At 44.7% G+C, this 12876-nt stretch carries 11 protein-coding genes; 9 read left to right on the top strand and 2 right to left on the bottom strand.

Annotated elements, in window-relative coordinates:
- Nucleotides 1–243 precede the first annotated feature (243 nt).
- From ACE3K2_RS27325 to ACE3K2_RS27315, 3 genes are all read left to right on the top strand, one after another.
- Nucleotides 244–1839, top strand: coding sequence for a hypothetical protein (locus ACE3K2_RS27325; RefSeq protein ID WP_421897534.1), 1596 nt, complete (start codon nucleotides 244–246; stop codon nucleotides 1837–1839).
- Between the two features lie 23 nt (nucleotides 1840–1862).
- Nucleotides 1863–3809 (top strand): DUF7594 domain-containing protein, encoded by a 1947-nt coding sequence (locus tag ACE3K2_RS27320; protein ID WP_421897531.1) that lies wholly within the window; start codon nucleotides 1863–1865, stop codon nucleotides 3807–3809.
- Nucleotides 3810–4548: 739 nt separating this feature from the next.
- A complete protein-coding gene (locus ACE3K2_RS27315; RefSeq protein ID WP_017689545.1) occupies nucleotides 4549–4851 on the top strand; it encodes a YunC family protein in 303 nt (100 codons plus the stop codon).
- Between the two features lie 126 nt (nucleotides 4852–4977).
- Here ACE3K2_RS27315 and mtnA read toward each other — a convergent pair whose 3' ends face one another.
- Nucleotides 4978–6051 carry an S-methyl-5-thioribose-1-phosphate isomerase gene (mtnA, locus tag ACE3K2_RS27310; protein ID WP_421897528.1) on the bottom strand — a complete coding sequence of 358 codons (1074 nt, stop codon included), beginning with the start codon at nucleotides 6049–6051 and terminating at the stop codon, nucleotides 4978–4980.
- 24 nt (nucleotides 6052–6075) lie between these two features.
- On the bottom strand, nucleotides 6076–7293 hold the full coding sequence (gene mtnK, locus ACE3K2_RS27305) for an S-methyl-5-thioribose kinase (RefSeq protein WP_421897525.1): 1218 nt from the start codon (nucleotides 7291–7293) through the stop codon (nucleotides 6076–6078).
- Nucleotides 7294–7591: 298 nt separating this feature from the next.
- Here mtnK and ACE3K2_RS27300 point away from each other — a divergent pair, with 298 nt between their 5' ends.
- The 6 genes from ACE3K2_RS27300 (at nucleotide 7592) to sufU (ending at nucleotide 12876) form a co-directional block, all read left to right on the top strand.
- Nucleotides 7592–8053 (top strand): Dps family protein, encoded by a 462-nt coding sequence (locus ACE3K2_RS27300; RefSeq protein ID WP_017689542.1) that lies wholly within the window; start codon nucleotides 7592–7594, stop codon nucleotides 8051–8053.
- Nucleotides 8054–8177: 124 nt separating this feature from the next.
- Entirely contained in the window at nucleotides 8178–8753 is a 576-nt protein-coding gene (locus tag ACE3K2_RS27295; protein ID WP_017689541.1) for a DUF1802 family protein, read from the top strand.
- Nucleotides 8754–9125: 372 nt separating this feature from the next.
- Nucleotides 9126–9908 (top strand): Fe-S cluster assembly ATPase SufC, encoded by a 783-nt coding sequence (sufC, locus tag ACE3K2_RS27290; protein ID WP_062833524.1) that lies wholly within the window; start codon nucleotides 9126–9128, stop codon nucleotides 9906–9908.
- A 25-nt stretch (nucleotides 9909–9933) separates the two neighbouring features.
- Nucleotides 9934–11238, top strand: a complete 1305-nt coding sequence (gene sufD / locus ACE3K2_RS27285; protein WP_421897520.1) for a Fe-S cluster assembly protein SufD — start codon at nucleotides 9934–9936, stop codon at nucleotides 11236–11238.
- Nucleotides 11235–12455 carry a cysteine desulfurase gene (locus ACE3K2_RS27280; protein ID WP_421897517.1) on the top strand — a complete coding sequence of 407 codons (1221 nt, stop codon included), beginning with the start codon at nucleotides 11235–11237 and terminating at the stop codon, nucleotides 12453–12455. Before sufD ends, ACE3K2_RS27280 begins: the two co-directional genes overlap by 4 nt.
- The gene (gene sufU / locus ACE3K2_RS27275; protein WP_017689537.1) at nucleotides 12445–12876 is read left to right on the top strand and encodes a Fe-S cluster assembly sulfur transfer protein SufU; all 432 of its coding nucleotides are present in this window, start codon (nucleotides 12445–12447) and stop codon (nucleotides 12874–12876) included. The genes ACE3K2_RS27280 and sufU overlap by 11 nt, the downstream gene beginning before the upstream one ends.

Below are 12876 nucleotides of genomic sequence, written 5' to 3'. Positions count from 1 at the left end.
GCAGGGTACTCGATATATTGCTTGGAAAACAACTCGCCACCTCGATCTTGGGTTCTGGAAGCAAGTAATGATGCAGTTACATGGGATCTAATTGACACAAGAAATGATTATGTAGTCGCATCATGGACAGACAATAGAAAAGTCACTTTCAATATCGCTCCCACTAAAGCCTATCTCAACTATAGAGTACGGGTAACAAGAAATAACACCTCTGAAGTAATCAATATCCATGAGATTGAATTTATGGATTGGGTCTATGACAATAAGTATTTAGTGCAAAATAGCTCAACCTACAAGTATTACGCAAGCGGACAATGGCAAGTGATTTCAGGTTCACCCACCGAGCAGGACTATTTAAACTATGGTATGGACGACATCTCCATCATACCTGAATCCGCATGGTCCCAACTTCAAGGGGAAGTGGAACTATGCTACTACACGGACGATCCAACCAAAACAGAAGCATCCTTCAACATTGAAACTTATCCCTTTACCCTAGCCGAAGAATGGGAAGACAAAGAGATCAAAATCATCGAATACACCGATGACCCAAATCAAACCGAATCAACGATTACAATCGAAACCGAACCATTTACCCTCTACGACGAGTTGGGTGACAGCGTTGATGTTCTATACTACACGGACGATCCATCCAAAACATCAGCGGAACTGAATATCACGGCTAACTACTCCCCATTGGATGAACTTGAGGGAGATTTTGACGTGGTTACGTGGACGAATGATGAAGAGGTTATTGCCGGAACCCGGGACATGATGCTAACGTATGACGCGCTACCGTTTGAACAATTAATTGTGCAACCAACGGACATGGCACTCTATGGAGATGTCAAAAAGGTTATTGCTACAAAAGTAACGGGGAACAGCCCGGAAGGTATATTAAGAATGGCTGCTTCGTTCGACTCGGGGCTGACATGGAAAACGTACCGTTTCAACAAGTGGCTCGATTTGGATATTCAGAATACAACCCTATTCAAGAGAAAAGGAATGAATCTGGACACGCTCAACGCGATCCCTGAAAAGGATTTAATCGGTATTACACGAATCGCCTATTACTTCGATAGCAGCAAGCATTATGAAAACAGCTATTTGCTGGACGAAGTGAAGATGGTCGTTGATGCACCGCGTCATACTGTTGAATTAAGAGATATGTCATTACAACTGTTAAACACCACAGCAACTATCAATCTGACCTTCTCTGGTAACAAACTAACAGGTGTGCTGGAGGATGCAGATCAAGGCAAGGTTAAGTACCGCGTGTTTTTGAACGGTAAAACGTATTATCCTGCGGATGGCAATTTTACGCGACTCGCAGCTTCTCCATTCAATATTGAACTCAATATTGACGAGAGAAATGTACATTTTGGTGTAGAGAATACATTGAAGGTTGAATTTCAGGATTATTGGGGTGCCGTAGACTCATGGGAAACCCAGTTTATCGGATCGTATTCTGGATTAATGTTTATGGATGAGTCTGGAGACTTTCTGTCTGATACCTTTGGCGGTATTTTGAAACAACTTGATTATGGGGTGATCATTGCCGGACAGACGACGTTAACGAAGAGAGTCAGAATCAAAAACTTGCTTGGATATGCTGTGGATCATGTATACCTAGAGATGGATAAGAAATTCGAAACGGATGGTGTTGAAGTCCAATTATCCAGACAGGCCGACCCGTTTCTTCCGATCGAATATCTGACCTATGGTCTGATTCAGCCGGAGGATAGCATCGATTTTTATATTCGTATCGCAACGGATATTCATGCCAAGCCGAACCCGAATGGTAATTTTGAAATGAAGGTCACAGCTGACCGGGTGTAGCTCTCAATACAATGAGACAGGAAGTGAGTGTAATTAATAGCGAGGAGACTCTATTAGATAGTGTTATACATATTAAAAGTCCTGAAAATCGTTTTGCAGCAAAGTATGTTCTTTACAATCAAGTCGATGAAGAACTGTCTTCGACCCTAATAGCTGCTACAAGAAAAGTGTCCGAGATCGTATCCAGTGTATCCGTACGTGTCAGACGGTCACAGGAATTGAGCAATTCGCTATATGTAATGTACAAGGCGCAAGGAGATCTGAGCGCAACCATTCAAGCGGCATCCAAAGTTGATCTTGAAGGCATGTTGTACGTTCGGCCACATAACCGTGCACACGGCAAATATGAATTACTGGAAGCACCGCGTGTAACTGTTAATCTTAAGCCTGTTGCTGATGCAACCACGCGAAGTCAAACTCACTTGCAGACGATCAACTTTGGTGATACACAGCGTATGATGATCGGCAGAGACGAGATGGAGCAATTCGAATCGTTTATACATTTCGGTGATCTGGATACCAGAATACCCGATTTGTTACATTTGGAAGAAGCTAAATTGAGGTTATATTACACAGGAACCCTGGCACCAGGAGCACACATTGAGCTGCATCAGCCGGATACACTGTGGCGGGAGTACGGGATTACGTATGCGAACAGACCTCAGTCCATACAGCTCTTATCGTCCAGTTATATCATTGATACGACTGAACGTTATGTTGAGTTTGATATGATGGCATTACTCCAAATGTGGAGAGAAGGTATTCTTTCAAATGTTGGAATGATTATTCAGTCTAGCGGTAACACGCCAATATATTTCAACACTCGTGAGTCTTCCAAGCCACCTGTTTTGCAGATTAAATATATTACTTCTCAGATCTATTCCATCGGTCGAACCGAAATCGAAAGTGAAGTTTTTATTTATGGTGCAGGTCGTAAGGATATTAGTTCAACGTTAGTTGTACACAGTGATATTGGACTGGATTGGCTCAAATCTCAGTTGTACGTCCACCGCTATGAGGATCACATGCATCATGATATACCTCAAGTCATCGCGGTCAGCCGTCCGGATCTCGATGTAGACCTGACTGTAGCTAAACGTATCGATGCGGAACTGGATTCGAACATTTCTATTGCTGAAAGTAGAACAGAAGAGAAGGAAACATGGGTTGCTGTTTCTAAACCCGAGCTTCATTCGCAGTTCATTACTGCTATACGAACAACTATGGATACAGACGGTAATCTTGCCGTTAGAATAGGTCTGGACGACGAAAAAACTGTAGAAATCGCAGTGTCTCATCCTGACTTACCCTCAGTTATTACGGTAGATAGACAAATGTCTCTGGTCAGTACGTTAACGATATCACAGCTGTTCGATGATGGACGGGATACGAGTTTAATTGTATCCATACCTGATCTTCATGCTTCATTGGAAGTCTCCAATTATACAAAAGCAACTTCAACGTTGGGTTCTTCGCTAACGGTCATGTACGACGGTGATTCGACCGTGATTTCGGAAATTATGGTTAATAAACCTGATCTGAATAGTGTTCTTCAAGTCAGAGCCTTAGATCATGATGAGAGGGCAGCCAGTGTTGAGATTCCTTATTTGGAAGAACAGCCTGGACAAGTCTATATCTCCAGACCTGACGTGCTTTCCAGCATTGAGGTCAAGTATATGGATGTTTTGGATGGCCACATTAGTATCAAGGAAAGAGAATACTTGGATGGCTATCTTCAGGTGCGAGAGTGGAAGGATATGCAGTCTACGTTAGATGTGAGACAGATTGTCGAGATAGCTACTGAAATGACGATTTCCAAGCCTGATCTGGCCGCTTATGTCCTACCAAGAGTTATTGCGAATGAAGATTTAGATTCAATCGCAAGTATCCGTAAACGGGATGCCAGTGATTTAGTGACCACAGTGATGGTGAAGAGTCCAGGGAATCAAGCATATTTTTACATTTTATAAAATGAGTTAACTATCAAAGAGGGCATTGACCCTCTTTTTTTTGCGTTTTAGGCTCTTGCCCGACTCTAAGCACCTGTACATTATTGTGTAACAGTCGTCTTCTCGTTATGATACAATGTGTTCATCACATATTAAGGAATGAAGACCATGCGTCAAGAAGACAGCGTATTTGAACAGATTATGAAGCAAAAGAGACTGAGGCGGATCAAGGCTGAAACTAATAATCATCAAGTCAAACCAATACATAAAAGGAAACTAGCTAAGGAACCATTAAGTGAATTGGATGTCCAGTTCAAAAAGTCGGTGGCTGAATCAATAGATCGAAGTGTACTTCATAGACGTGTACTGGGAATTAGAAGAGAGTTAACGGAGATAAGGCGATTGAAAAATGATGAGTATACGTTTTAAGGAAGGCCGAATTTGATCAGTTAAATTAAATTCTGACTCCTAAACTCGAGAAGTTGATTGGATGTTGTCAAATGTGGTTAACTCCGAGATAAACACTTAAACGCTCAAAAATATTAACGATTATTATGAGAGCTGCCTCAATTCTGAGGTGGCTTTTTATATTTCAACTAAAGCATATTTTTACTATCTAAGTCTGAGAGAAGAATTACCAACAATATATTCGAACTTTAAGTACCTACATTTTCTCAAACACGGCAGGTGTCCACACGACAATCCAGAATGAGGCATACAATTATCGTGACCTGTGGAAGAGGAGGTGGATCGGGAAATTATGGTGACGATGGAGCCTATTGTAGTTGGAGAGCATGTATTGGTTGGGGTAGAAGTCAAGCTGCCCAAAACAACGTTGTTGACCATTAATACATCCAAAGGATATATCATGTGCGGAGCACTCGATGTGGGATTACTTAATGAGAAGCTCGGGGATCGCAAAATTATTGCGGCTCGGGCGGTTGGTGTGCGTACACTGGAGCAGTTGCTGCATGCACCTATGGAGTCGGTGACAACAGAAGCCGAGGCCATGGGCATTACGGTTGGCATGACGGGTGTAGAGGCTTTGTTGAAAATGATCTAATCACTAACAAAAGGGCTCCCCATATGGGAAGCCCTTCTTTAGCGTCTTAGCATTCTAATACAGAGCCGGGCACATCAGCAGCCACTAGCTCTATACACGAACTTTTTTTTGAATACTCTTATTAAATTAAGCTTCTTCCTTCGCGAACAAGGCAGCCAGATTTTCTTGGAAAGGAGCACGAACAACGCCTTTTTCCGTGATAATAGCTGTTACATATTCATTAGGCGTTACGTCGAACGCTGGATTGTATACTTTAACACCTTGCGGTGCGGTACGTTTGCCAAATCCTTCGGTCACTTCCTCCGCGGCTCGTTCCTCAATCGGAATAAGATCTCCGGATGGAGTAGACAAGTCGATCGTCGACAATGGGCTTGCTACATAGAACGGAATATTGTGAGCCTTGGCAAGCACGGCTACGCTATAAGTTCCGATCTTGTTAGCTACGTCACCGTTCGCTGCAACACGGTCTGTTCCGACGATAACGGCTTGAATCCAACCTTTGGACATGACCATGCCTGCCATGTTATCACAGAGCAGGGTAACGTCAATGCCAGCTTGCTGTAACTCAAATGCAGTCAGGCGTGCACCCTGAAGTACAGGACGAGTCTCGTCTGCAAATACTTTCAGGTGAATACCACGTTCCTGTGCGAGATACATTGGAGCAGTTGCCGTACCATATTTTGCTGTAGCGAGTCCACCTGCATTACAGTGAGTGAGTACTCCCATACCATCTTCGAACAAGGGCAGTGCATTTTCGCCGATCATGCGGCATACTTCCTCGTCTTCCTTCTGAATCAACAGAGCTTCTACTTCAAGAGCATCATTGCCCTCTTCCAGGCTCATGCCGGATTCAACGACATCATTTGCTTTTTGCATCATACGATCCAGTGCCCAGAACAGGTTCACCGCTGTTGGACGGGAAGTAGCCAGATGAGCACATATGGATTTTACGTGATCCAGCCAGCCTTGAATAGTTGTTCCGTAGTATGATTTGGCACCCAATACGACACCAAATGCAGCAGCAATACCAATCGCTGGAGCACCGCGTACTTTCATGGAGTGGATGGATTCCCATACTTCCTCGGGTGTATAGAGTTTCAGCATAAGAATAGTTTCGGGCAACAGACGCTGGTCAAGCATTTCAAGTTTGTCCTTTTTCCAGACCAGAGAGGACAGAGGCTGATTTTCAGGGGTTGTCATGGGGTGGTTCCTCCGTTCCTTATGTTAAGCCTTAGTAGTAGTAACAGCTGTAGATACAATATCCAGTACTTCACCGATGGTATTCAAGCGACGATTGTTTTTGATTAACGCTTTGCCAATGGCCAATGATTTACGCTGAGAACGTTCACGTTCAGTTGCATTTGGAATGGTATCTATATCCGCCACGTGAGCGAGTCCCACGATACGACGAACCATTTTGGTACCTGCAAAGCCGATCGAATCTCTGAACAATTGTTGCACATACAGATCCTGGTACCCTGGCACTTTTGCCATCGGATCTACCAGATCATTAGTCCAGAGGGCACGGAAACGGGATTCAAATTCAGTCCATACATCACGAACCATTTTCAGTAAAAGCGTTTCACGCTCACGCAAAGCAGTCTCATCCTGAATCCGTCCTGGCAGAGATGCGTAATTCAAGAGCAGGTTCGCAAGGACTGCCCCCACATCGAATCCCATGGGTCCGTAAAATGCAAATTCGGGATCGATGACTTTGGTCGATTCAGGTGTAACAAAAATACTGCCTGTATGCAGATCTCCATGAAGCAGTGCCTGACCATGTGTCAGGAATTTTTCCCGCAGCAAGGCCACTTCAAGGTGAAGCTCTCCATCCGTGCGAAGGGCCTCAGCTTCATCTTCAATGGAAACATCATAATTATTTTTTTCAGCGATCCGGTAGGGTTCATCAAAGATCAGATCTTCCGTTATTTTGCATTGGTCCGGATTAATGAATCTGCCCTGTTGTTCCTTCTTCAATTGCTGATCCATGCCCAAGTCGGATGTGAAGAACAGCGTTCTTGCCATGAATTCCCCAATATGCTCTGCAAAAAGAGGATAGGAAACACCTTCGATAAGGCCTTTGCGCATGATCACATGATCACTCAGATCTTCCATAACTGTTAACGCAAGGTCATCATCGTAATGATACACTTCGGGTACCATCCCCGGACACAGGCGGTACTCTTCCTGAAGAATTTCACGTTCAATGCGGGCACGTACCAGAGAGAGCGGCCATGATTCTCCAACCACTTTCGCATAAGGAAGCGCCTGTTTGATAATGATACTTTTATCGGAGTTCTGATCCGTGATGTGGAATACCAAATTCAGATTGCCGTCGCCGATCTCGTGACAATCCAGATTCGCATCTGCCGCAAATGGACCCGGTAATATTTTGGCCAGTTCAATTGCATCCTGGGGGGTTAAAGGGCGATATTGGGACAAAGGTGCCACCTCCATATATATGAAGAAACAGGAAAACCCACTTCTTTGCTTGGTATATGTCAGTATATCGGAAATAGAGCGGTTTTTGAACTTTTTTTTGAGACAAGCCAAGTTGATCCTGATTCGAACTTCCTGTTCAAGGGTAAAAACAAATAGGCCGGACAGTTGACAGAAACGCTGTTCATAAGCCTCTCCGCTACCAAGCGGTGACACATTGTTAACTCTCTGTTATGCATTGCGGGACAACCTGCTTATCACGGCATGACAGACTAATTTTAAATAAAAGGATGGGATTAATATGGCTACAAAAAACAAAACAGATCAAGCAAAATCGGTGGAACAAGTACTTAATCGTCAGGTAGCTAACCTGAACGTATTGTATGTCAAAATTCATAACTATCACTGGTACGTTAAAGGACCTAACTTCTTCACGTTGCATGTGAAATTCGAAGAGTTCTACAACGAAGTTACCGTGCAAATGGATGAAATCGCGGAGCGTATTCTGACACTAAAAGGTAGCCCAGCGGCTACAATGAAAGAGTATCTGGAGCTTTCCTCTATCCAGGAAGCAGCAGGTGGCGAAGATGCGAAGACCATGGTGCAAAACCTGATCGAGGACTTCGCTACACTTTCGAATGAATATCAGGAAGGTATCGAAGTTGCGGATGCAGCTGAAGACCAACCGACATCCGATATGCTGACAGGTTTCAAGGCTGACCTTGAGAAACACATGTGGATGCTTCGCTCTTTCCTGGGTTAATACAGCCAAAATTTAATCTAATATAGGTATGTTTCTTACGTAAGCCGTCTGCTCCCCAATCGGTTGTCAGAAATGCCTTGAGCGTCTATACTGCTGACAAGAACGATAGGGGAGGGAACCGCTTATGTTAGAACCAACGATACCGGCTTTAAAAGAATGGGCTTCTGCAATCAAAGCACTGGAAACGGGTCGCCAAATTATGGTGATGCGCAAAGGTGGGATTGTAGAGGAAACCCGACATTTTGAGCTGAAAAGTCCGGCGTTTTACCTGTATCCGACTTATGAACATCAGCGTAAAGAACTGATTAAGTCCTCGGATCAATCCTATGTTGAAGAATCACTGGCCGAATGGGTGCCCGAAGCTTCGACAATCCGTATTACTGCATATGCCGAAGTAACACAGGATCTGGAGATACGAGATCAGGAGATGTTGGATCGACTTCTTGACTTTCATATGTGGACAGCGGATTTTGCCGAAGACCGTTTGAAATGGAAACGGAAAGATCCACTCCATGTATTGATTTTACGTGTGTACCTTTTGAAAGAACCGATGGAAATCCCCGTACTGCCTGAATATAATGGTTGTCGTTCATGGATTTCTATTCCGAATGGTCCGGTGCCGCGCGAAATGACGCCGGTGGTGGACGTTGCGGATTTTGACGAACAGGTACAGAAGATTAACGAGATGCTCAAATTGTAATATTATTAATGAAGGGGCTTGTCCATAATATGGATAAGTCCTTTTTTTAGATTAGTGTGTAGCAGATACGATAAAAGCTTGATTTTCTGTGATTTTTCTCACTGTCCATCTCGACGGGAGATGTTTTCTCATTTGATTCAATCTGGTATTTATTATAGAATCAGAAAGAATAATGTTTCCTGCAAGGAATATACACTCTTAGGAAATAGCTTGATTATCATTGAGAATCAGTTTAGAATTATTCTAAAGTGTTCTTGCTTTAAAGGAATCGAGTACAAGAGAAATTCAGGGGAAGCCCTGTTCAGATATAATAGGCGCTTTTTCGTTTTCGACAGCAAACATCAATTTAATCAATGGAGGGAAACAATACACATGGCTACGAATTTCGTCATTGAAGGTCTGAAAGCGACGATCGAAGGTAAGGAAATCCTGAAAGGTATCAACCTGGAAATGAAAGGTGGAGAAATCCACGCAATCATGGGTCCGAACGGAACAGGTAAATCAACTCTGGCTTCTGCATTGATGGGCCATCCGAAATATGAAGTAACTGACGGTACAATTACACTTGATGGTGAAGATGTATTGGATATGGCAGTAGATGAGCGTGCACGTGCAGGTCTCTTCCTGGCTATGCAATATCCAAGTGAAATCGCTGGTGTTACTAACTCCGACTTCTTGCGTAGTGCAATTAATGCACGTCGCGGCGAAGGCAACGAGATCTCCCTGATCAAGTTCATTCGTCAAATGGAAGGTAAAATGAAAGAACTCGACATGAACCCTGAGTTCGCTCACCGTTACCTGAATGAAGGTTTCTCCGGTGGTGAGAAAAAACGTAACGAGATTCTGCAAATGATGCTGCTTGATCCGAAAATCGTAGTACTTGATGAAATTGACTCCGGTCTCGACATCGATGCTCTGAAAATCGTGGCAAACGGTGTAAATGCAATGAAGAGCGAAGATCGTGGTTTCTTGATCATCACTCACTATCAACGCCTGCTTAACTACATTACTCCTGACTACGTACACGTTATGATGCAAGGTCGTATCGTGAAATCCGGCGGACCTGAACTGGCACACCGTCTGGAAGCTGAAGGATATGATTGGGTTAAGGAAGAGCTGGGAATTACAGACGAAACTGTAGGTCAAGAAGCGTAAAGACAAAACGGAGGAGGATTAATCAATGACTACACAAACAATTCTTCCGGTTGAATCTGAAGCGCTTCGCGCCTTGTCGGAAAGCAACAATGAACCCGGCTGGTTGACCGAACAGAGACTCGAAGCTTTGAAGCTTGCGAGTGGGCTTGCGCTTCCTAAACTGGAAAAACAAAAAATTGAACGCTGGAATGTCAGCGAGTACGGAACATATAAAACAAGTGAAGCTATTTCTTCTTTGACAGAAGTACCTGCTTCTATCAAAGATCTGGTTCAGGATCAAGCGGAAGGCAGTCTGGTTATCCAGCGCAATTCCGGTACGGTGTACTCCAAAGTGTCTGCTGATTTGGCAGCTAAAGGAGTTATCTTCACGGATCTGGCTACAGCAGTTCGCGAACACGGCGATTTGGTAAAACCATATCTGAACACAGCAGTGAAAGCAGATGAGCATTCCCTTGCTGCGTTACATGCGGCACTTTGGAATGGCGGGGTCTTCCTGTATGTTCCGAAAAATGTCGAAATCGAAGTACCCCTGCAAGCAGTGTTGCTTACCGATGATGCATCTGCAACGTTTGCACCTCACGTGCTTGTGATTGCAGAAGCAAACAGCTCAGTAACTTATGTGGATAACTATGTATCCGGCGAACTGTCCGCACCTGTTTTCCATAATGGTGTTGTGGAAGTATTCGCAAAATCCGGTGCTAAAGTACGTTTTGCATCGGTTCATCAACTGAGTGTGAATGTAACTGATGTTTCATTCCGTCGTGCAGTCTTGGAAAATGATGCTTCGATCGAGTGGATAGTTGGTGAAATGAACAATGGCGATACAGCAAGCAACACGATGACTGTGCTCAAAGGCAATGGATCAAGTTCCGACTCCAAAGTCATCGCTGTAGGTTCCGGTTCGCAGAAAATCAACTACACCACAGAAGCTCGTCACTTCGGTAAGAATACGCCAAGTCAGATGATTACACGTGCAGTTATGCGTGAAGAAGCTTCTGCAATCATCAACGGGATCACGAAGATTGAGAAAGGCGCTACCAAAGCTGATGGACAGCAGACAGAGAAAGTATTGATGCTGAGCCCCAAAGCACGTGGAGACGCCAACCCAATCCTTCTGATTGATGAGGATGATGTAACAGCAGGTCACGCGGCTTCTGTTGGTCAAGTCAATGCCGAGCAGATTCATTACTTGATGTCGCGCGGAATTAACCGTACGGATGCCGAACGCCTGATCATCTATGGCTTCCTGGCTCCGGTGGTGGCGGATATTCCTTTGGAAGCACTGCGCACCCAATTGCAGTCCCTGATTGAGAAGAAGCTGGGACAATGAACCCGTCCATTCGCGAGCAGTTCCCGATCCTCCACCAGGAAATTAACGGACACCCGCTCGTATATTTAGATAGTGCTGCGACTTCACAGAAGCCTCGCGCTGTGATCGAAGCAGTCAAACATTATTATGAGTATGAGAACTCCAATGTACATCGCGGTGTTCATACCCTTGGAAGCCGTGCAACCGACGCTTACGAAGGCGCACGTGAGAAGGTAGCCAAGTTTATCAATGTCCGCAGTACACAGGAGATTATCTTTACCCGCGGGACAACGACAGCCCTGAATCTGGTGGCTTCGTCATACGCCCGCGCCAATTGCAAAGAAGGCGATGAAATTGTTATCACGCAAATGGAGCACCATAGTAATCTGATTCCTTGGCAGCAGGTTGCCAAGGAGACAGGTGCAACATTGAAATACATCCCGCTTCAGCCTGACGGTCATATTGAATTGGCTGATGTCGAGAAGACGATTACGAACAATACTAAAATTGTAGCAATCGCTTATGTATCCAATGTAATGGGGCTGGTCCATCCCGTGAAACAAATTGCTGAAATTGCACACCGCAATGGTGCTGTCATCGTTGTTGATGGCGCACAAAGCACACCTCATATGAAGGTGGACGTGCAGGATCTGGACTGTGATTTCTATGCATTATCTGGTCATAAAATGTGCGGACCAACCGGAATCGGTGCACTCTACGGCAAAAAGGCGCTGCTGGAGTCCATGGAACCCATTGAGTTTGGCGGTGAAATGATTGATGATGTGGGTCTATACGAATCCAACTGGAAAGAGCTTCCCTGGAAGTTCGAAGGTGGAACCCCGATTATCGCAGGTGCGGTAGGATTGGGAGCTGCCATTGATTTTCTGGAGCAGATTGGTATGGATGAGATTGCACATCATGAAAGTGTGCTGGCAGCTTATGCAACGGAACGTCTGGCCGAGATCGATGGGTTAACCATCTATGGCCCAGCGAAGCGGCATGTGGGTGTTGTTACCTTTAATCTGGGGGATGTTCATCCGCATGATGTCGCAACCGTACTGGATGCGAGTGGTGTAGCCATTCGTGCCGGACACCATTGCTGTCAACCGCTAATGCGCTGGCTTGAAGTTAGCTCAACAGCTCGTGCCAGCTTCTATCTATACAATAACGAACAAGATGTAGATCGGCTTGTCAGCGCCTTAATCCAGACAAAGGAGTATTTTGGCGATGCAACTTGATGATCTGTACAGACGTGTTATAATGGACCACTACAAAAACCCGCGAAACCGCGGAACTTTTGATAATGACGCTGTCACGGTGAATTTGAACAATCCAACGTGCGGCGACCGGATTTCACTGCAAATTTTGCTGAAAGACGGAATCGTTCAGGAAGCCAAATATACGGGTGAAGGCTGCTCCATCAGCATGTCCTCTGCATCAATGATGACGGAGGCCGTCAAAGGCAAAACGATGGAACAGGCACTCGATATCGCTAACCGTTTTTCCTCACTGATGAAAGGTGAAGAAGTCGATTTCGACGATTATGAAGATCTCGAAGCCCTATCCGGTGTGAATAAGTTCCCTGCACGCATCAAATGTGCCACTCTGGCCTGGAATGCATTACGCAAAGGGATTGACGAAGAGAACAAAGTACAATAA

It is taken from the genome of Paenibacillus sp., from assembly GCF_048976745.1.
Classification (GTDB): Bacteria; Bacillota; Bacilli; order Paenibacillales; family Paenibacillaceae; genus Paenibacillus.
Note: the sequence above shows the minus strand (reverse complement) of the source record. Positions and strands in the feature narration are given on the sequence as shown.

Coding starts and splice junctions, on each gene's coding strand:
- ACE3K2_RS27325 (WP_421897534.1), top strand. CDS start 244: ATGGATTGGGTCTATGACAATAAGTATTTAGTGCAAAATAGCTCAACC.
- ACE3K2_RS27315 (WP_017689545.1), top strand. CDS start 4,549: ATGGTGACGATGGAGCCTATTGTAGTTGGAGAGCATGTATTGGTTGGG.
- mtnA (WP_421897528.1), bottom strand. CDS start 6,051: ATGACAACCCCTGAAAATCAGCCTCTGTCCTCTCTGGTCTGGAAAAAG.
- ACE3K2_RS27300 (WP_017689542.1), top strand. CDS start 7,592: ATGGCTACAAAAAACAAAACAGATCAAGCAAAATCGGTGGAACAAGTA.
- ACE3K2_RS27295 (WP_017689541.1), top strand. CDS start 8,178: ATGTTAGAACCAACGATACCGGCTTTAAAAGAATGGGCTTCTGCAATC.
- sufC (WP_062833524.1), top strand. CDS start 9,126: ATGGCTACGAATTTCGTCATTGAAGGTCTGAAAGCGACGATCGAAGGT.
- sufD (WP_421897520.1), top strand. CDS start 9,934: ATGACTACACAAACAATTCTTCCGGTTGAATCTGAAGCGCTTCGCGCC.
- ACE3K2_RS27280 (WP_421897517.1), top strand. CDS start 11,235: ATGAACCCGTCCATTCGCGAGCAGTTCCCGATCCTCCACCAGGAAATT.
- sufU (WP_017689537.1), top strand. CDS start 12,445: ATGCAACTTGATGATCTGTACAGACGTGTTATAATGGACCACTACAAA.